Source organism: Streptomyces sp. NPDC060205 (assembly GCF_042728395.1).
Lineage (GTDB): Bacteria > Actinomycetota > Actinomycetes > Streptomycetales > Streptomycetaceae > Streptomyces.
The window spans coordinates 14,703-34,881 of the sequence record NZ_JBHWZP010000042.1 but is presented as its reverse complement, the minus strand read 5'-3'; the positions used below and the strand labels follow the sequence as shown (position 1 = coordinate 34,881).

Annotated in this window: 15 protein-coding genes; 7 read left to right on the top strand and 8 right to left on the bottom strand. The window is 72.1% G+C overall.

Annotated features, from left to right (window positions below; genetic code table 11):
- Positions 1-86: 86 nt before the first annotated feature.
- Positions 87-1,022: a hypothetical protein gene (locus ACFWGJ_RS10620; RefSeq protein WP_387322432.1), complete on the bottom strand. Its 936-nt coding sequence runs from the start codon at positions 1,020-1,022 to the stop codon at positions 87-89.
- Positions 1,022-1,579: a YbhB/YbcL family Raf kinase inhibitor-like protein gene (locus ACFWGJ_RS10615; protein WP_387322430.1), complete on the bottom strand. Its 558-nt coding sequence runs from the start codon at positions 1,577-1,579 to the stop codon at positions 1,022-1,024. Before ACFWGJ_RS10615 ends, ACFWGJ_RS10620 begins: the two co-directional genes overlap by 1 nt.
- 88 nt (positions 1,580-1,667) lie before the next feature.
- On the opposite strand from ACFWGJ_RS10615, the gene ACFWGJ_RS10610 reads away from it, so the two are divergent.
- The gene (locus tag ACFWGJ_RS10610; RefSeq protein ID WP_387322428.1) at positions 1,668-2,381 is read left to right on the top strand and encodes a GntR family transcriptional regulator; all 714 of its coding nucleotides are present in this window, start codon (positions 1,668-1,670) and stop codon (positions 2,379-2,381) included.
- 33 nt (positions 2,382-2,414) lie between these two features.
- Here ACFWGJ_RS10610 and ACFWGJ_RS10605 read toward each other — a convergent pair whose 3' ends face one another.
- The 6 genes from ACFWGJ_RS10605 to ACFWGJ_RS10580 form a co-directional block, all read right to left on the bottom strand.
- Complete coding sequence (locus ACFWGJ_RS10605; protein WP_387322426.1) at positions 2,415-5,780, bottom strand: hypothetical protein; 3,366 nt, start codon at positions 5,778-5,780, stop codon at positions 2,415-2,417.
- Positions 5,773-6,537, bottom strand: coding sequence for a hypothetical protein (locus tag ACFWGJ_RS10600; protein WP_387322424.1), 765 nt, complete (start codon positions 6,535-6,537; stop codon positions 5,773-5,775). Before ACFWGJ_RS10600 ends, ACFWGJ_RS10605 begins: the two co-directional genes overlap by 8 nt.
- Before the next feature lie 66 nt (positions 6,538-6,603).
- Complete coding sequence (locus ACFWGJ_RS10595) at positions 6,604-7,533, bottom strand: SMP-30/gluconolactonase/LRE family protein (RefSeq protein ID WP_387322422.1); 930 nt, start codon at positions 7,531-7,533, stop codon at positions 6,604-6,606.
- Entirely contained in the window at positions 7,530-8,303 is a 774-nt protein-coding gene (locus ACFWGJ_RS10590) for an IclR family transcriptional regulator (RefSeq protein ID WP_387322420.1), read from the bottom strand. The genes ACFWGJ_RS10595 and ACFWGJ_RS10590 overlap by 4 nt, the downstream gene beginning before the upstream one ends.
- A 191-nt stretch (positions 8,304-8,494) precedes the next feature.
- Positions 8,495-9,736, bottom strand: a complete 1,242-nt coding sequence (locus ACFWGJ_RS10585) for a helix-turn-helix domain-containing protein (RefSeq protein WP_387322418.1) — start codon at positions 9,734-9,736, stop codon at positions 8,495-8,497.
- A 2-nt stretch (positions 9,737-9,738) separates the two neighbouring features.
- The gene (locus ACFWGJ_RS10580; RefSeq protein ID WP_210882880.1) at positions 9,739-9,891 is read right to left on the bottom strand and encodes a hypothetical protein; all 153 of its coding nucleotides are present in this window, start codon (positions 9,889-9,891) and stop codon (positions 9,739-9,741) included.
- Between the two features lie 310 nt (positions 9,892-10,201).
- Between ACFWGJ_RS10580 and ACFWGJ_RS10575 the strand changes: the two genes are divergently transcribed.
- The 6 genes from ACFWGJ_RS10575 (at position 10,202) to ACFWGJ_RS10550 (ending at position 20,177) form a co-directional block, all read left to right on the top strand.
- Positions 10,202-11,179, top strand: coding sequence for a DUF3068 domain-containing protein (locus ACFWGJ_RS10575; protein WP_387322416.1), 978 nt, complete (start codon positions 10,202-10,204; stop codon positions 11,177-11,179).
- Positions 11,180-11,562: 383 nt separating this feature from the next.
- A complete protein-coding gene (locus ACFWGJ_RS10570; protein ID WP_210882878.1) occupies positions 11,563-12,714 on the top strand; it encodes a glycosyltransferase family 4 protein in 1,152 nt (383 codons plus the stop codon).
- Positions 12,715-12,875: 161 nt separating this feature from the next.
- Positions 12,876-13,598: a class I SAM-dependent methyltransferase gene (locus ACFWGJ_RS10565; RefSeq protein ID WP_387322454.1), complete on the top strand. Its 723-nt coding sequence runs from the start codon at positions 12,876-12,878 to the stop codon at positions 13,596-13,598.
- The gene (locus ACFWGJ_RS10560) at positions 13,595-18,103 is read left to right on the top strand and encodes an alpha-(1->3)-arabinofuranosyltransferase (RefSeq protein ID WP_387322452.1); all 4,509 of its coding nucleotides are present in this window, start codon (positions 13,595-13,597) and stop codon (positions 18,101-18,103) included. The genes ACFWGJ_RS10565 and ACFWGJ_RS10560 overlap by 4 nt, the downstream gene beginning before the upstream one ends.
- Positions 18,100-19,440, top strand: a complete 1,341-nt coding sequence (locus ACFWGJ_RS10555) for a condensation protein (RefSeq protein WP_387322414.1) — start codon at positions 18,100-18,102, stop codon at positions 19,438-19,440. The genes ACFWGJ_RS10560 and ACFWGJ_RS10555 overlap by 4 nt, the downstream gene beginning before the upstream one ends.
- Complete coding sequence (locus ACFWGJ_RS10550) at positions 19,437-20,177, top strand: class I SAM-dependent methyltransferase (protein WP_387322412.1); 741 nt, start codon at positions 19,437-19,439, stop codon at positions 20,175-20,177. The genes ACFWGJ_RS10555 and ACFWGJ_RS10550 overlap by 4 nt, the downstream gene beginning before the upstream one ends.
- Positions 20,178-20,179: the final 2 nt, after the last annotated feature.

Sequence of the window (20,179 nt, the reverse complement as noted above, 5' to 3'; positions counted from 1 at the left end):
GATAGGAAGCGCTTACTCGTCAATGCTTTGCGCAGGAATTTCCCTGTGGATACCTGTGGATACCTGTGACCGACCGGGGCTGGGGCTCACGTAGGACGAAGGCTCTGGAACGTCCCCGCCGCGGTGAAGGCGTCGGTGATCGGTGCGACGAGTGCGGCGAGGCGGCGGGCGCCCGCGTCGCCGATCGGCGCCCAGAGCGCGGCGCAGTGCTCGTCCGTCTCCGCCTCCATCCGCTCGCGGGCCGCGCGGCCGGCGTCGGTGAGGGCGGTGATGGTGACGGGTGTGGTGCCGGTGTTCGTGGCGTCGGCGGATGCGGTGTCGGCGCCCGTGGTCGCGGAGTCGAACCAGCCGCGTGCCACCAGGCGTGCCGTCGCCGCGGCCCACTCCTCGTCGTTCCACCGGCGGGTTCTGCGCGCGAGAGCCGCCGGGAGGCCGCCCGACGCGGTGTGCAGCACCAGACAGTCGCACGGCCCGACGCCGTTGTCCGCCAGTACGACGAGGTGTGCGTCGCCGCGCCACTCGCGTACCACCGTGATCTGCTGCCACAGCGCGACCAGCGGATCCGGCGGCAGCGCGACCGACGCGTTCGCGGCGGCCAGCGTCTTGCCCGCGTAGTCGGCCGCGGCCACGACCGGGTCGATCAGCGCTCGCGCCTCGGCGAGCCGGTCCTCCGTGATGCGCACGCCGACGCGCCGCATCGCCCGCCCTGCGGCCCGGAAGCGGGCGGCCTGCCACCGCTCGGGCGGCGCGGCGTCCCACACGCCGTCCATGGCCCGGACCGCCCGGGGGCTGAAGTTGTAGAAGGCCGCGAGCGTGACCTGCCACGGAACCGCGCCCATCGCGGCCGACCGGAACGCCAGGTACGCGGGTCCGCGGTCGGTGACACCGAACTCGGCCGCCTCCTGGGCTCCTTCGGGGGCGAGGTAGGTGAACAGATGGGCCGCGCTGACGGCTCGGCCGACTTCACGGACGGCTTCGAGGTCCATCGCGGTGCCCTCCGCCGCGAGTTGGGGCGGCGCCATCAGGCGGAGGTCTCGGCAGTGGCTTCAGCAGCAGTCTCGGCGGTGGCGGTCAGGACCGCGCGGCCGAGGACGTGACCGGCCATGGTGAAGCCGAGGACGGCCGGGGTGGCGTCGGCCGGGACACCTATGGCGGCGGTGTCGAGGGCGTGCACCACGACGAAGTAGCGGTGCGGACCGTGCCCGGCGGGCGGGGCGGCGCCGATGTAACGGGCCACTCGTGCGTCGTTGGGCAGCTGGTACGCACCCTCGGGCAGGCCCGAGCCCACGTCGTCACCGGCGCCCTCAGGCAGTTCGGTGACCGTACGGGGGATGCCGGCGACCGCCCAGTGCCAGAACCCGGAGCCGGTGGGGGCGTCGGGGTCGTACACGGTGACGGCGTAGCCCTTGGTGCCCTCCGGGGCGCCGCTCCAGGAGAGCTGCGGGGAGATGTCCTTGCCGCCGGGCAGGCCGGAGGCGTGCTGCTCGGGCGGCCAGGCGGCCCCGTCGGCGACGGTGGCGCTGGTGACGGTGAAGGAGGGGACCTCGGGGAGGCGGGCGAAGGGGTCGTTGGTGGTCATGTGCTGTTCCTTTCGGCGCTGTGGGTCGCTACACAATCGACAGTAACACCAATAATCGATTATCTAGCAAATCGTCTATGCTGAGGTCATGACTGACACGCCGCCTCGGCCCCCGACCCCCGCCGGGAAGCAGATGCTCTCCGAGCAGGTTCACGCACATCTGCGGGACGCGATCATGCGCGGGGACTTCGCCCCGGGGGACGCCCTCAAGCCGCAGGACCTCGCCAAGCGGGAGGGCGTGAGTCTGGCCGTCACGCGCGAGGCGCTGGTGCGGCTGGTCGGGGAGGGGTTCGCCGACCGGCTGCCCAATCGCGGGTTCACGGTCCCGTCGTTCTCGGACCGCCGCTGGCAGGAGATCGCGGAGGCACGCAGGACCATCGAACCGGTCGTGCTGCGCATGTCCGTGCAGCGGGGCGACCTCGACTGGGAGGCACGCGTGCGGGCGGCCCACCATCGGCTGGCCCGTACCCCGGCGTTCGCACCGGAGGAGGGTGAGTACTACACCGCCGCCTGGGCCGAGGCCCACCGGGCGTTCCACCGCACGCTGCTGGAGGGGTGCGGCAACCCCACGCTGATGGAGACCTTCGACCGCCTGTGGACCGCGAGCGAGCTGGCCCGCCGATGGTCGACGCACCGCAATCCCGGCCGGGACGGCGCGGGGGAACACCGCAGGCTGGAGGAGGCGGCGCTGGCCCGCGACGCCGACACCGCGGCGGCGGTCCTGGTCGAACACCTCACCATGACGGCCGCCGCGCTGACCGAGGGGACCGACGGGACCGACGATTCAGGTCGGGCCGCCTGAGCGCTGATCGGGCCTGTAGGGGCTGTCGTGCCGTCAGAGCATCAGGCCCGGCCCCTGCTTGTTCAGCTCGTCCACCTTCGGTCCGTATTCGTCCATGGCGTATCCGACCTGATTGTTCGTCGGCAGACACTTCTTCCCGAGGTTGATGCCGTCCGCGATCAGGCCCACGGCATCCACGTACTGCTGGGGTGTCAACGCCTCACCGCACCGCTCCAGCCAGCGGCTTCCCTCACGAGCGAGCACCACGAAGGCGTGCGGAGCCGCGGCCCGGAACTTGACGGTCACCTGGGACAGGTCACGCACGGCCGCCACTGCCGCCCGGAGCCGCTCCCCGTCAGTCGGGTCATGCATCGAGAAGCGCAGGCGCACCTTGGCGTCGGCCGTGACGACGAGACGGTCCTCGGCTCCGCCCGGGCAGCCCTTCGCCGCCGCGAGATGGTTCTTGGCGAGATCGAGTCTGGTCTGCTCGGCCTCGTACTCGGCGCGCTGCAGCCAGTAGTGATGATCACGGTTGAGGAACGGGTGCGCCCCGTCGTAGATCCGCCGCGCCGCCTCGGCTTTCAGACCCAGGTCGCGCATGGTGTTGTGGTTCAGCAGCTTGATCATGGCTCGGCGATCGCGGTGCTGGTTGTCCGTGATGCGCCAGGAGCGCCCCGCGTAGAAGAACAGAAGCTTGGCGATGACCAGTTCCAGGTCGTCCGTACGCCGCCGCAGCACGGTCTGGACGACCGTGTCGGCGATGGTCCGCTGCCGGCATCGGAGTCGCCCCTCGGAGGTGCGCACGAGGAACTTCATGTCCACGAGCGTGTTCACCGCGGCCCAGTGACCCGGCCCCGGGGGTTCCGGATGGGAGACGATCTCCACCAAGTCCGCGGCGTCGATGCCGCGTTGCTGGAAGACCAGCGAGGAATCGGAGAAGGACACCACCGCGTAGGGGGCACGTTCCAGCTGGGCCAGCGCCTCGAACTCGCTGGTCACCTTCTGTGTCAGGGAACTGCCCGTCACCGTCTCGATCATCGCGGCGAGCAGTCCCTGATCGCACTTCTCCCGGAGTTTGCGCACCTTTTGGGCCATGAACCGGGGTTGATTGAAGTCGCCGATGAGAGGATTTTTGTCGAGTACCTTGATGATCTTCTTCAGGTCGCCGTCCGTCAGCAACTTGTCGGAACTGATCACCTCGGCAGGGAAATCGGCGTCGATCTCCGACTGGGCGGTCACCCGGATAGCTGCCACCACCAGGGTGCGGCCGTCGTCGTTGAGGTTCTTCATGAGCGAGGTGGCACGGCGCGTGAACATGTCGACGTCATCGACGAAGATCGCGTCGAAGCGCTGCTCGCGCGCCTGTTCCTCGATGGCCCGGGGCGGCAGGGACGCGCCGCGGTCCACCCAGCCGACGTTCGTGCCCTTCTTCTGGAGCCGGTAGGCAACCTGCATCAGGGCAGTGGTCTTACCGGAGCCCGCGGTGCCTTTGACCAGGATCATGGGCTGCCGCTCCCCCTCGACCGGCCGGGTGCGCTCCTCGACGACGTCGGCCAGCGAGAGCTGGGCCACGATGTTCTTGTCCTTGATGTCGCCCCACGTCGGATCCCGGCCGAGCAGGAACTCCCAACTGCCGGCGGGTGCCTCGACCACCCGCTCGGCCACCCGGACGATTCCCACACCGTCGCGGGTTCCGGCGTGCTGCTCGGTGAGGACCCGCCGCCCGTCGACCAGCGCCTGGTTCCCGGCGCGGAGCCGGTCCCGTACGAAGCCGGCAGGCGTCATACGGATGTGCCGCAGCCCCGCGTCGCGCAGGCGGGCCCGGTCGGCGGCCGTGCCCTCCGGACTGACGAGGAAGCCCGGAAACTCGCTCTCGCCAAGGGTCCGGCCCGCGATCCGCAGGGTCTCCCACAGGGCGGGGCTGCTCGGGGAGAGGGACACGAAGAGCGCGGGCCTGGTCAGCAACTCCGCCCGGAAACGCCGGAACCACAGGCTGCGCGCGTCGCTGGGCGGCACCGACCACGCGTCACCGAACTCCTGCGGGGCGCCGTCGCTGTGCGACCAGCCGTGCATGGAGACGATCTCCAGGGCACCCTGCTTGCCGGTCGGTGGGTCCTGACAGGCGTTGACGAGAGAAACGCTTTCCGCCAGCCGGGTGCCTCGCGCGACCGGCAGCACGTCGCTGCCGGTGAAGTCGTAGAGGCGCGACCAAGGGGCACGCAGCAGTCCGGACACCGTGTGGCCGTCGTAGCCCGACGGGACCGAGAGAGCGCTGAGATGCTGTTCCAGCTGTTCGGGCGGGAACTGCCGGCGCGCGGCGGCCCAGGTCTCGTGCAGGGCGGGCGCGGGCTGGGGCACAGCGCCGTAGACGGCCTCGGCGAGCCCGCGGTTGAACTCGTCGATGTCGATGACGGCGTCTTCGTCCGGTCCCGAGACCAGAGCGAGGGTCATGTGACCGGTCGACAGATGCCGGTAGAAGTCGGTGATGAGCGACTGCTCGTCGTAGGCCTCCTCCGGTCGCCCGGCGACCGGTACAGGGCGCGGCGTGGTGGAGGGGCGGACCCGGATCGTCGTCGGCAACTGCCTGCGGGTGGCCAGGTCGGCAATGACCGGACGGTCGGCACTCAGGTCCACGCGGAGCAGGAGATACGCCGGAGCGGCATCGCCGAAGGGCAGGTACCAGCCACTCGCGTCGCGCTCTCCACTGCCGGCGAGGGCCAGCAAGGGCGCTGCTTCCGCGGGCAGTTCGGGCAGTGTGCCGGTGCGGCCGGCCAACAGCAAGGTCAGGTCGTTGTGCTTCGCCCAGTCCGCGAACTCCTCGCCCACCGCGTGGTCGAGCTGCTCCTTGAAGCAGCCTGCGAGATCGGGAGTCGCGTCGTCGGCCACCATGCGGAAGACGCTGTTCACCCAGAGCAGTCCGACCGTGCCCGCACCCACCGTGTGGCGCAGGGAGCCGTCCCCGGGCAGCAGCCCCGGACGCCGGTCGGGGTGGGACGAGTAACCGTCCTCCTCCCAGGCGACCATGTCCGGAAAGACATCGGTCCGCAGCCGCTGGACGATGTCCTCCGTCATCTCGCCGCGCCACAGATCGGACGCGACCTGATCGAAGTTGCCCGCCAGATCGCGGGCGAGGGACCGCTTGGCGGGCATGGTGCGGCGATCGGCCGGCCCGGGGACAGGAATGACGAAGGGCTCGTGGTCTCGTTCCAGGCAGGCGAGTTGCGCCTCCGTCACGAGGTCCTTCACGTCCGCGTGGTCGCCTGACGTGCCCAGGACGAAGATCCCATCGAGCCGGTGCCCCGTCTCATGCAGTGCTGCAAGGTCCGCGAGCACAGATGCGTCGGGGCTGCTGCCGTCCGGGGCACCTGCCGGCAGCGGCCCCAGGACGAGGAAGTGTGCGGTCGTCCCTGGGTCAGGCATCCTGCCACCTGACGGCCCTGACCTTGCCGCGGGGCAGCTGCAGCGTGATGTCCCGCACCTCGCAGACGCCCCGGGCGGGTTCGATCTCGACGAACGACGCTCGCAGTGAATCCTTGAGGATCGCCCCCTCGATCCGCCCGGTGACGGCGGACTCCTTCGAGCAGAGGGCCCTCAGAGCCGAGGCGTAGGACCGGTCCATGACGACCGTGCCCGTGGCGGTCTCACGGACCGGGTCGGTCAGAACCGCGGTCGCGAAGGTCAGGACGCTCAGCGCGACCGCCACGAACGCGGTCCGATTGGCTCGGGTCTGGCGCTTGTCGATCTCATTGGCCTCGTCCCGCACCTTCGTGATCACCCGGTCGATCAGGGCTTGGCGGGAAGCCACCTTGCGTTCCTGCGCCGGGTCCTCCGGCACGGGGGAGGCGACGGCGTAGAGGTACAGGGCTGCCGCCAGGAGCCAGAGCGCCACGGACACGATGCCCATCCACTGGGCCGCGACGGGGCGGTCGGCCAGGGCCGTGACGCTCAGTGCCGCCATCAGCCCACCGGCGAAAAGGGTGACGGTGGACTGAGCGGCCTGCGCCCGGCCCCTGGCCACACTGACAGCCTGGACCAGCTGGGAATAGTAGGACTCCGACACCGAGGTGACCACGGTGTCCAGCACCTCTTCGTACTCCTGGCGCTCCTGGTCCACGTCGGAACCCGCCCCCGGTTCCTGGACCGGAATCCCGACCGCTCCCCTTTGGTCCACCGTCAATGAATCCCCCCACGACGCAACAGACGGTGAAAGTAACAGATTTCGCAGGCTGTCACCGGCGGATCCTCAACCGGCGAACGCCGGTTGTGCGAGCCCCCTCCCCGCGCCGGGGACGACGAGCACCGAGCCCGCCAGCGGGTGCGGTGCTTCCAAGCCCGTGCGGGCCGTTGTGATGTACAGGTCCGTCAGGTCCGCGCCGCCGAATGTGCAGGCCGTGGGGCGGGGGACGGGGAGTTCGAGCACGTGGTCCAGTTCGCCGGACGGGGTGTAGCGGCGGATGGCGCCGCCGTCCCACAGGGCGACCCAGACACAGCCGTCGGCGTCGACGGTGAGCCCGTCGGGGAAGCCTTCCCCTTCTTCTACGACCGCCAACTGACGGCGATTGGCGACCCGTTGGCCGTCGTAGTCGAAGACGTCGATTCGCCGCGTCGGTGAGTCGATGTAGTACATGAGGCGGCCGTCGGGGCTCCAGCCCGTGCCGTTGCTCACCGCCACGTCGTCGAGGACGGTCTCGGCCGAGCCGTCCGGGGCGAACCGGGAGAGCGAGCCGCCGCCCGGTGCCTCGTCGTAGCGCATGGTGCCCGCCCACAGGGAACCGTCGGGCGCGACCGCCGCGTCGTTGGCCCGGCGGCCGGGGACGACCTCTCGGTGCAGCCAGCGGAATTCCTGAGCGGCAGAGGAGGGGTCGCCGGTGCGGCTCCCGCCGGAGACCCCGTCCGCACCCGTCACCGAGTCCGGGCCGTACAGGCCTATTCCGTCGCGGAGGTTGACGACCAGGCCGCCGCCCGCCCGCGGCTTGGCGGCGCCCACGTGCTGCTCGGTGGCGAGTACCGTGCGCCGGCCGGAGACCGGGTCGTACGTGAACACCCGGGACCCGAGGATGTCGATCCAGATGAGCCGCTGGGCGTCGGCGTCCCAGGTGGGGCCTTCCCCGAGGGCCGCCTCCGCCCGGACGGCCACCTCGTACGCGTGCGCCCCCGACGGCCGGCGGCTCATCCGACGCTCCGGTGTCCGAGTCGCTCCGACAGCTCGGCCGCGCCCTTGACGGCGAGCCCTTCCAGCTCGGCCTTGCGGTCCTCGCTCCAGCGGATCATCGGCACGGAGATCGACAGCGCTGCCACGACCTGGCCCGTGCGGTCGCGCACCGGCGCGGCGATGCAGCTGACGTCGGGGTTCGACTCCCGGCTCTCCACCGCGACACCGCGGGCGCGGATCTCGACGAGGGCCTCGCGCAGGGCGCCCGGGTCGGTGATGCTGTTCGGCGTCATCCGGATCAGGTCGGCGTCGTCGGGGATCCGCGAGGTCAGCTCGGGCTCGGACAGCGAGGCGAGCAGCATCTTGCCCACGGAGGTGCAGTGCGCGGGGAGGCGGCGGCCGGCGGCGGACACCATGCGCACGGCGTGCGTGGAGTCGACCTTGGCGATGTAGATGACGTCCGTGCCCTCCAGGATCGCCACGTGCACGGTCTCGTCGCAGGTCTCCGCGACGGACCGGGCGACCTGCTGCCCCTCGGCGGCCAGGTCCAGCTGCTCGGAGTAGCGGCTGCCGAGCTGGTACGGCCGGACACCGAGCCGGTAGCGTCCGGGCTGACCCGGTACGGGCGTGATGTACGAACGTGCGGCGAGCGTCGTCACCAGTTCGTGGACGGTGGTGCGCGGCAACTGCAGCCGGCGCACGATGTCGGGGGCGGAGAGTGTGCCGTCCCCGTCGAGGAAGAGCTCAAGTATGTCGAGAGCCCTGGTTACGGCAGGTACGAGGCGTCCCACAACTGGCCCCCTCCCTTATGTTCGAAATTTCAACAGCCGATCGGCATAGCGAACACAGGCTACTCACACGGGTTGGGTGGGGCAATAAGCGCGCGTGACCGGGGGGCCGCATCGTGGGGTGGGCCCCTGCTGTGGAGGCGCACCGGGCGACTGCCGCAAACGGTTGGGTGGGTGGGAAAGGGAGGTTGTTCTCAGCGGCGGGCTCGGGGGTCGCCCAGTTCGCCGCGGAGGCGCTGGGCCCGGAGCACCAGTTCCAGCTCGAAGCGCCGGTCGGGGTCGTCGACCTCGTCCCCCCACAGCTCCCTGATCTGCCGAAGGCGATACCGTACGGTCTGCGGATGGACCCCCAGGCGCGCGGCCACCTCGGGAGCCCCGCCCCGTGTCTCCAGCCAGGCCAGCATCGTCTCGGCGAGCCGCCGCCCGTGCGTGGGACCGCAGTGGGCGAGCGGCTCCAGACAGCGCAGCGCCAGGTCGTCGATCAGCTCCTCCGGTTGCAGCAGGACCAGCGCCTCGGTGTGCTCGGTGCAGTACAACACCTCTCCCGCGGGCAGCAGCCCGCGCTCCATCAGCCGTACCGCCGCCTCCGCCCAGCGCAGCGACTTCGCCGCGTCGCGCAGCGGCACGGGCGGCCCGATCGCGCCGGCCCAGCCGGTCAGCGCCCGGTGCAGCAGTTCGGGGCGCCCGGCGGCGTCGGGCTCGGGCACGACCATGCGGGGCTGCTCGTACTCCATGTCCAGCAGTACGCCCTGGCTCACGGCGGGCGCGACGGCCTCCCGGGCGGGCCGCAGCAGCACTCCGACCGCGACCCTGTCGGGCAGCGGCCAGCCGATCCGCGCGGCCCGTTCGGTGAGCGCCTCGGCCGGATCACCGCGGTGGTGCTCGGCCAGCAGCAGTTCCATCAGCCGGCGCTGCAGCCTCAGGCGTTCCCCGGCCTGCCGGGCGGCGGCCTCGGCGTAACCGCGTACGGACTGGTCGACCAGCCCGTCCAGGTACTCGTACCCGGCGTCGACCAGCTCGTACATCGCGGGCGGCGGGATCTCCACACGCGTGCCGATCTCGGCGAAGCGGCGCCAAGCGAGCCGTACCCCGAGCCGGTAGATCGCCTGGAGCGAGTCGAGGCTGCGGCCGTTGATGCCCTCGCCGCGGCCGAACTCCTGGAAGACCTCGGGGTGCACGCGCGGCCGGCCCTCGGCGGTCTCCAGATGCTGGACGAACACCTCGATGGCCCGGCGGATGCCGACCAGCGCCATCGGCTCGCCGGAGTCGTCGAGCACGACCGGCAGATGCGGGTACTCGTGCTGGATCTCCTGGAGGATCTCCTCGGCGAGCGCGGGCGCCTCGGCCATCGCGAGCGCGGCGAACTGCCGCACCTGCAGGCGCGGTACGTCGTGCCAGGCGGAGCGCACGGTGACGGGTGCCGGGCGGAGAGGCATGGTCAGCGCTCCCGGCCGGCCGTCTCATAGGTGATGAGCGGTGTGTTCGGCTGTTCCGGGGTCGCGTCGAGCAGCGCGACGATGCCGAGGGCGGCGCCCACGGCGAGCACGGCGGCGGCCGTCACGGTCAGCAGGGCGGCGAGCAGTCTGGACATCGCGGGTCAGCCTCTCTGTCGAAAGGTCACCCCCACCGCGGCGCTCCGCTGGGAGCGCCGTCCGAAATCCCGGAATCTGCGGGCCGACCGTGGCTGGTCGCGCAGTTCCCCGCGCCCCTGACGGGCGCGGCGCATCTCCCTCGCCACCGGGCCCACCTCGCCCCGGCCGGCGAGTCCCCGGTGCCGGCAAGTCCTCAGTGTCATCAACGCATTGACACTTCGTCAAGGGTGCGCCTACGGTTCCCGGCCCATACCGCACCTGCACCCTCCCCCACCGTGCCGCGTCACCAAGAGCCCTTGGAGTGCCCGGATGCGCCGTACCGCCACACCCTTCTCCCTGGTCATACTGGGTCTGGGCGTCTTCCTGCTCGTCCTGGCCCCGCTGCTCGCCTGGTACGTCGAACCACGCGCGCAGCGCACTCCCATCGACACCGATCAGACGACCGTCTTCACCGGCACGGGCAGTTATTTCGACACCGACGCGATCGAGACCGTCGACGACAAGAAGATCACCATCACCCGGCAGGTCCGCGGGGACGTCGCGGAGAGCGAGAAGAGCGGCCGGGCGGTCTGGGACGTGTCCACGTCCGTCGACACGGACAAGTCGCTGCCCGCGGCCGATCCGCACGACTCGCTCCAGTGGACCATGGAGCGCTGGGTGACCGACCGCAAGACGAACAAGCCGGTCCACTGCTGCGAGGAGAAGCCGTACTTCGAGGGCGAGGCCTACCTCAAGTTCCCCTTCGACGTGCAGAAACGCTCGTACATCTGGTGGGACAACACCCTCGGTTCGACCGTCACGCTGAAGTACCGGGGTGAGAAGCGGATCCAGGGGTACAAGGGTCTGCGGTTCACCGGGACCGTGCCCGCCACCAAGACCGGCACCAGGCTGGTGCCGGGCACCCTCGTGGGGGTGGAGGACGCGGGCCAGGTGCTCGCCGAGGAGTGGTACTCCAACCACGGCGTCGAACTGGTCGCCGACCAGCGCACCGGCCGGATCATCTACGCGGCGATCGGCCCCCGCAAGACGCTCCGGGCGCCCGGGACGAAGAAGGACGCCGTCGTCCTGCTCGACAGCAAGCGGATCGCGTTCACCCCCGAGACCCAGAGGCAGCAGGTGGATCTCGCCGACACGGACAGCGGTCTGCTGCGCGCGGTGGGGCGGACGGTGCCGCTGGGAGCGGGAATTGTCGGTTTCCTCCTGGCCGCGGTGGGTGCCGTTTTGGTGGTACGAGGGCGTCCGCATCCCGATACGCCCGAGAGCTCCCAGGAACCGCTCACAATGTGATGAGACGTCAGCTCCACAAAGGCCCGAAATTGTCACTTCGGTGAGTAGCCGCAGCGAACCAGCGGGCGAAAACTGTCCACCCCACCCGAACACGGTCCGTCCCGAACACGGTCCATCCGCACCCCGTCACAGCAGGCCCCGTTCACCCCCACGGAACACACCCCACAGAAGTCCCGCCAAGACCCCGGCACAGACCCCACCGAAGCACCGAAGCACCGGCAGATCGGTTCCACCCCTCCATACGGACCGCCACCGCGGGACATTCAGGGTTCCCGCACCGAACGGACCGACCGCACCGCCCCACACACCCCCATACGCACCGGAACGCACCAACCCCCCACGCCCCACTTTGGTTCCGCACCCCGAGACGAGTTGGAGCACCCATGCCCCAGCACGTGCCTTCGTCGTTGCGCGCCGCCTTCCCCCGCTCCGCGCAGCGACACCCGGCGCTCCCCCCACAGCCGCGCCGAATCGTTTTCCTCGCCCGCCGTGACTACGGCAACGAAGCAGCGGGCGGCTCCGAACTCCTCGTCGACAGACTCGCCGAGGGGCTGACCCACCTCGGCCACCAGGTCACCCTGCTGTGCGGCGGCCCCGCCGCGTACCGCGACTACCGCGTCGTGTCGGCGGGCGGCGACCTCGGCCACTATCTGCGCGCCAGATCGGCGTTCCAGCGTCAGGTCGGCGACTGCGACCTGCTCGTGGAGGTCTGCAACGGCATGCCGTACCTGGCGCCGCTGTGGCACCGCGGACCGACCCTGTGCCTGGTCAACCACGTGCACACCGACCTGTGGCGGATGCGGTTCGGCGGACCGCTGGCCCCCGCCGCCCGGCTCGGACGAAGACTCGAACACTGGGCACTTGCGGGCGGGCAGCGCGGCGGCCTGCTGGTCGCCGTCTCCCCCTCGACCGCCCACGCGCTGCGCGCCATCGGTGTCGAGCGCGAACGCATCCGCGTCGTGCACAACGGTGTGGAGGAGCCGGGCGCACCGGCCGAGCGTTCACCGGAGCCGCTGTTCCTGGCGGTGGGACGGCTCGTCGAGTACAAACGGATCGAACTGCTGCTGCGCCTGTGGGAACGGGTCCGTCCGGTCACCGGCGGCCGGCTGGTGATCGTCGGCGACGGCCCCGAACGGCAGCGTCTCCAGCAACTGGCCGGTCCCGGCGTCGAGTTCACCGGCCATGTCTCCGAAGCGGAGAAGCACCGCCTGCTCTGTGCCGCCTGGCTGCTGCTGCACCCCTCCGCCGTGGAGGGCTGGGGTCTGGTGGTCACGGAGGCGGCGGCCCGCGAGACACCCGCGATCGCCTTCGACGTACCCGGCTTGCGCGACTCGATCGTGGACGGCGAGACGGGTCTGCTGGCCCGCGGCGAGTCGTCGTTCGCGGCGGCCTGGTGCACCCTCGCCCTGTCCACGCACCGTCGCACCCTCATGGGCAAGGCGGCCGGCGACCGCGCCGCCCAGTACCGCTGGCACCGCACGGTCCGCCAGTTCAGAGCCGTGGCGACGGAGGCGGTGCGGGGCTGGACACCATGACCCCCTGGCGGCGTAACTCCGGGCGCAAGGCGCCCCGGCTCAAGGTTCCCCGGCTCAAGGCCCCTCGGCTGAGGACTTCTCGGCTCGGGACTTCTCGGCTGAAGGCCCCTGGGCTGAGGTCTTCTCGGCGCGAGGGCGCGAGACCGGGGCCCGGCACGGGCCTGCGGGATCCCTCCCTGCGCCGCTCCCTCGCCCTCTTCCGTGCCTTCCGCCACGAGCAGGAGGACCCCGAGGGCTGCTACACGCTGCTCGCCCGGGACGCCGCCGACCAGGTGGAGGCCTACGACGGTCCGGTGAAGGGCCGGACCGTCGTGGACGTCGGCGGCGGGGGCGGCTACTTCACCGAGGAGTTCCGCAGGCGGGGCGCGCACGGCTACCTCTTCGAGCCGGACCCGCGCGAACTCGGTCCGAAGCCCCCCGAGGGATCGGTCGTCGCCGACGGCTATCTGCTGCCCCTCGCGGACGGTGTCGCCGACGTCTGCTTCTCCTCCAACGTCCTGGAGCACGTCGCCGACCCGCAGACCTTCCTCAGCGAGATGGTCCGCGTCACCCGGCCCGGCGGGCTGATCTACGTGTCGTTCACCAACTGGCTGTCCCCCTGGGGCGGTCACGAGTGGGCGCCCTGGCACTACCTGGGCGCCGACCGGGCCCGCGCCCGCTACCGGCGCCGTACGGGCAGGCCCGCCAAGCACACCCTCGGCGAGAACCTCTTCGCCGTGCACATCGGACCCACCCTGCGGCAGGTGCGCGCCCGGGACGACGTCACGGTCGTCTCGGCGCGCTCCCGCTACTGGCCGTTCCTCGCCCAGGCCGTCGCCCGGGCGCCGGGACTGCGCGAATTCGCCACCTGGAACCTCCTCCTCATCCTCCGGCGGTGTCCATGACCAGCACGGTCCAGGCCCCTCCCCCGGCGGCGACCCGCCCCCTCGCCCCGGACCCAGGCCCCGAGCAGGGGCCCCGGTCGCGGCGGTGGCTGCTGGGGTTCTGGGCCGTGGTCCTCGTGCTGTTCCTGGCCGTGGACCCGGGCCGGCAGACCTTCGACACCAAGCTCGGGGTCGCGCTCGACCCCGGGCAGTTCCTGGCCGACCTGGGTCAGCTGTGGCACGACCGCGGCGGCTTCGGCGGTATCGCGGACCAGTACGTCGGCTACGCCTTCCCGATGCTGCCCTACTACTGGCTGACCGACCTGATCAGCATGCCGGTGTGGCTGGCCGAGCGGCTGTGGATGTCCCTCATCGTCTCCGTGGCCTTCTGGGGTGCGCTGCGCCTCGCCGAGCGCCTGGACATCGGCAGTTCGGCCTCCCGGCTGCTCGGCGCGGTGGTGTACGCGCTGTGGCCGGTGTTCACCATCGTCGTCGGCTCGACCTCGGCCGCCGCCCTGCCCGGCGCGTTCCTGCCGTGGGTGCTGCTGCCGCTGACGAACGACCGCTCCAGCGCCCGGGTGGCCGCCCTGCGCTCGGCGCTCTTCATCCCCTTCATGGGCGGGGTCAACGCGGCCTCCACCCTGGCCTCCCTGCTGCCGGTCGGCCTCTATCTCCTGTCCCGGCCGCGCGGCCCCCGGCAGCGCGAGCTGATCGCCTGGTGGGTGCCGGGCGTGCTCCTGGCGACGGCCTGGTGGGTCGTCCCCCTGCTGGTCCTTGGCATCTACGGCGAGAACTTCCTTCCGTACGTGGAGAGTTCGCAGACCACGACGGACACCATGGCGGCGACGGAGTCGCTGCGCGGCGCCGGCAACTGGGTCGCCTATCTGCACTTCAACGAGGCCTGGCTGCCCGCGGGCTGGACCGTGACCGCCTCGGCGGTCGCCGTCGTCTCCTCGGCGCTCGCGGCCGGCCTCGGCCTCGCCGGACTGGCCCGCCGGGACATCCCCGAGCGGCGCTGGCTGGTGCTGACCGTGCTGACGGCCGCGCTCATCACCCTGGCCGGGTACGGCGGTTCGTTCGGCGCGCCCTTCCACGGCGTGGTCCAGGACTGGCTGGACGGCGGCCTCGCCCCCTTCCGCAACATCTACAAGTTCCAGACGGGGCTCGCCCTCGCGCTGGCCCTCGGGCTGGCCCACCTGGTGGGCGTCGCCGCGCGGGCCCAGGGCGCCCGTCCGATACGGGGACGCCGGTACGCGCCCCTGATCGCGGCCGTCCTCGTCCTCCCCGGACTGGCCTGGCCCTACCTCAACGGGTCGATCCTGCAGCCCGGTTCGTTCCAGGAGCTGCCCAAGTACTGGAAGTCCACGGCGAGCTGGCTGGAGAAGTACTCACCGGACTCCCGCGCCCTCGTCGTGCCCGCCACCGCGCACGGCATCTTCACCTGGGGCGCCACCATCGACCAGCCCCTCGACGTGCTCGCCGACTCCCGCTGGGCCCAGCGGGACTACGTGCCGTTCGGCACCGCGGGCAACCGGCGCGCGATGGACGCCGTCGAGCAGTCCCTGCAGACCGGCGGCCAAGTCCCGGGCCTGGCGGACTACCTGGGCCGGGCGGGCGTCCACTACGTCGTCGTACGCAACGATCTCGACCCCGACCAGCTGGGCTACGTACCGACCACGACCGTGAAGCGGACGCTTGAGCAGTCCGGCTACCGGCGGCTGACCGGCTTCGGGCCGCTGATGACGGGCGGCCGCATCGCGGAGAACACGCCCATCCAGATCGAGGGGCTGTATCCGCGCCAGCGGGCCGTCGAGATCTACGAGCCGGCCGCCGACGTGCCCCGTCCTGGCCAAGCCGGGCTGAAGGCCGTCGCCGACACCGCCGTCGTGTCCGGCGGGCCCGAGGCGCTGCTGCCGCTGGCCGCGGACCCGGCGATGCGGGACCGGGCGACCGTGCTGACCGGCGACAACCACCCCGGTCTCGGCTCCCCCGACCTCCAGGTGGTGGGCGACGGGCTGCGGCGCGCCGACACCCGCTTCGGCCTGGTCGGCGCCAACACCTCGTACACGTACACCCGCGACGAACGCAATCACTCCGGCAGCTACCAGGACGCCGGGGACGAGCCGCACCAGATCCTGCCGTCGGACGGGATCGGGCACCAGACGGTGGCCGAGCTGCGCGGGGCGCGCTCGGTGACCGCGTCGTCGAGCGGCAACTGGCTGTACTACCTGCCGCAGTACGACCCGGTGAACGCCTTCGACGGCAACCCCGACACGGCGTGGGCCGAGGGCGCGGTGGGCTCGGCGGACGGGCAGTGGCTGCGGATCGGCTTCACCGAGGAGACGGAGGTCCCGGCGTCGATCCGGGTCACCCCGCTGCCGCAGGAGAGTGTCCGCTCGGCGCCGACCCGGGTGCGCGTGGAGACGGAACGCGGCTCCGAGACGAGCACCCTGCGGGCCGACGGCTCGCGTCAGCGCATCAAGTCCCCCGAAGGGCCGTCGAATTGGCTGAAGATCACCGTCGTCGAGTCGACCGCCCGGCACTCCGGGCTGTCCGGGGCGGGCTTCTCCGAGATCAGCGTCCCGGACGTCCAGGTGACCCGCATGCTGCGGCTCCCGAGGGACGCCGAGGACGCCGAGGCCGCTGCCGAGACGGTCTCCCTGCACCGGGCCTCCGACCCGGGCAGCTTCTCCCCGACGGGCACGGAGGTCGGGCTGCACCGCCGCTGGACCTCGGACGCGGCCGGTACGTACGCGGTGAAGGCGAGCGCGATCCCCGTACCCGGTGACGCGCTCGACGCGCTGCTCTACGACGTGGCGCCCGAGCAGAACGACCGGATCACCGCGACGGCCGGTTCGACCGCCCGCCTCGGCACCGGTCTGTCGCCGCGCAACCTCACCGACGGCGATCTGACCACCGCCTGGATCGCCGGGGACGACCCGACCATCCGGCTGAGCTGGCCGGGCAAGCAGCCGGTGGGCGAGGTCGTCCTCGCCCCGGCCGGCGGACTGTCCACCCGGCCCACCGAGGTGAACATCAGCTCCCCGGACGGTGCGGTCGTCGCCGGGGTCGACGAGAACGGCAACGTCCGCTTCGACCCGATCACCACCGACCGGCTCGACATCACCGTCACCGAGACGGCCCCGCTGACCGTCCACAACCCCCTCGCCGACGAGGACATGCAGCTTCCCGTCGGCCTGACCGAGGCGTACGTCCCCGCCCTCGACGACCGCTACCGCACCCCGAAGACCCTCTCCTCCCGCCCCTTCGAGCTGCCCTGCGGGAAGGGTCCGACACTCGCCGTCGACGACGAGCTGTACGAGACGAGCGCCAAGGGAACGGTCGGCGACCTCGTGGCACGGCGGCCGATCGAGCTGACGCTCTGCCAGGAGGGGCGTGCGGACGGCGACTTGTCGCTCGACTCGGGCGCGCACCGGGTCGAGGCGGGCGACGCCGGCCCCCTGGCCGTCACCGATGTCACCCTGACCCGCGGCACGGTCACCACCCCGACCGCGCAGAGCCGTGAACTGGGCATACGGGACTGGCTCGGCGACCGCCGCGAGGTCACCGTCGGCTCGGGCGCGGCCTCCTACCTGACGACGTACGAGAACTTCAACGACGGCTGGAAGGCCACGCTGAACGGCCGCGAACTCGACCCGGTACGCCTCGACGGCTGGCAGCAGGGCTGGCGCGTCCCGGCGGGCGAGGGCGGCACGGTGAAACTCTCCTACACGCCGTCCACGGTGTACGAGGCCGGGCTGATCGGCGGCGGTGTCGGCGTCCTCGTCCTGGCGGGGCTCGTGCTGTTCCGGCGGCGCTCGCCCAACCCGGACGCGCCCTCGCCGCTGCCGCCGCCGCCCGGCCCGATCCTGGGCACGGTCGCGCTCACCCTGGTGGGGATCGTGATCGCCGGGTTCCTCGCGCTGCTGGTGCCACTGCTGGCGCTGCTCGCCCGGCGACGGCACGAACTGCTCGTCCCCCTCGCGTTCCTCGCGCTCGCGGGGGCCGGGATCGTCGCCGCGACGGGGGCCGGGGAGCCGGTCGCCGAGGGCGCCGGGGCGTTCGGGCACACCGCTCAACTGCTCGCGCTGATCGGCCTGTTCGCCGGTCTGGTGACGGTCGGCGAGGCGTCGTACGGCACGCGGGGCGGTCCCGGTGGCGGTCGGGGCGGCGGCCGGCCGGGTACGAGCGCGCTGCCGCCTGAGCCTCCGGGGTCCGAGGCCCCGACGGCGCCTCTGCCGCAGCGGACGCGCGGGGAGCACGCGGGCCCCGGGACCGGCCCTGGGGCGGGCCCGGGGGCGGACCCTGGAGCGGGCCCCGGACCCGGCACACCGGGGTCACCTGGTTCACCTGGTTCACCGGGGTCACCGCCGCCGCCCTTCGTGCCGACGGAGCCGCCGCGGCTCGCCTCCGGTCCGCCACGGCTCGCCTCCGGTCCGACCGTCTCGGCGCGGGGGCCGGGGTCACCACCGCGCACACCGGGACCCGGTGGCCGCGGGCGTTCCGGCGAAGGGGAGGGCACATGACGGCCGTGGAGCATCCCGCGCGCGACGGCACGGACGGGCCCACGGGACCGCCCGCCCGCATCCCGTTCCCCGTGGTGGACGAGGTCGCCCGGCACTGCCTCCAGGAGGAGGAACCGGAGACCGTCCACATCGAGGTCCATCTGCCGGGGCACCTCGACCCGGACCGTCTGCGGCGGGCGTTCGCCGGGGCGCTGCACCGCCACCCCCGCATCCTGATGCGTGAGGCGGCCCGCCCCTGGTACGGCAGGCGGTACGAGTGGGAGCTGACCCCCGAGGCCGATGTGGAGGCCGTCCTGTTCCCGGCGCCGGACCGGGACGCGCTCAAGCACGCGCGGGGCCGGGCACTGCGCGACGCTCCGCCGCTCTCGGCGTCCCCGCCGATCCGGCTGGAGGTCGTCCGGGATCCCGAGGCCGACGGCACGGTCCTGTTCCTCACCATCAACCACACCGCGCTCGACGGTCCGGCCTGTCTGCGGGTCCTGGCGACCGCGGCGGAGCTGTACGGCGGCCGGGACAACTCCCCGGCGGCGCCTCCGACCCGCACGGCCACCGAGGTTCCGCGGGACCCCGGCACCCCCTCCACCTGGGCGCCGCCCGCCCGGGTCGCCCACGGGACGCCGGAGCCTCCCCAGCACTACGGCAACGGCATGCTGGTCACCGAGCTGGGCGTCCCGCGGCGGCCCAAGGGCTCCCCGTACACGGTGAACGACCAGCTGATGGCCGCCACCGCGTTGATGATCGCGCACTGGAACCGGGAGCACGGGGCCCGGCCGCGTCCGCTGCGCATCACGATGCCCGTGGACGACCGGCCGCGCGGCACGGACATGCCGATCGGCAACGGCACCCGGCTCGTCGAGGTCCCCTTCGCGCCCGAGGAACTGGACGCCTCGGACATGCCCGCGCTGCTGCGCCGCACGGCGGACCGCACCCGCGCCCTGAAGGCCCAGCCGCGCCCCCAACTGGGCCACGGCGCCTCCCTGCTGACGGCCCCGGTGGTGCCCGTCGCCTGGCGTGCCGCCTTCACCCGAGGGCTGCGCAGGGCCGCCGGGCCCTGGACGTCGACCACCCTGCTGAGCAACATCGGCCGCGTCCCGTACGCCCTGGACTTCGGCGAGGAGGCCGGGCGGGCGCACGCCGTCTGGTTCTCGGCACCCGCCCGGATGCCGCGCGGGCTGACGGTGACGACGGCCGCCACGGCGGGCCGGCTGCACGTGGCGCTGCGCTGGTCGCGCTCCCTGCTGAGCCACGGCGACGGCAGCCACCTCCGCGACCTCTTCGAGCACTACCTGCACGCGACGGAACCCGCCGCACCACCACGCACGGGGAGCACCCCATGACCATGGCCCCGCCCCGCAGGCCGCCGCACGGCCTGCGGGACTTCTACGAGGACCCGGCCGTCCCGGTCGCCTCCGGCACGCCCCGCAGTCTGCGCCAGGCCCGGATGCTCGCGGACGCGCTCGGCCCGGCCACCTCCGGCCCGCGCACGGTCCTGGACATCGGCTGCGGCGACGGCACCGCCGCCGCGACCGCCGCACCGCTCCTCGCCGGTCACCGCCTCGTCGGCGTCGACTGGTCCCAGGACGCCCTCAGACGCGCCCACGCCCGTCTCCCGTACGCGGTACGCGGTGAACTCACCGACGGCGGGCTGCCGTTCAGGTCCGCCTCCGCCGACGCCGTCCTGTTCAGCGAGGTCGTGGAACACCTCGTCGACCCGGACGCGGCGCTCGACGAGATCCACCGGATCCTCCGCCCAGGAGGTCATCTCATGCTCTCCACACCCAACCTGGCCGCCTGGTACAACCGGGCCCTGCTCCTCGCCGGCGTGCAGCCCGTCTTCTCGGAGGTGAGCCTGCGCGCGATCCACGGCCGCCCCGGCAAGGAGGTGGTGGGCCATCTGCGGCTCTACACGGCCCGCGCCCTGCGGGAGTTCGTGACCGCGTCGGGCTTCGAGGTCGTACGGCTGCGGGGCGCGCCCTTCCACGGCGTACCGCGGCCGTTGCGCCCGCTGGACCGGCTGGCGTGCCGGGCCCCCTCGGTGGCTTCGATCCTTCTCCTGCACGCGCGAAGGACGTAGAC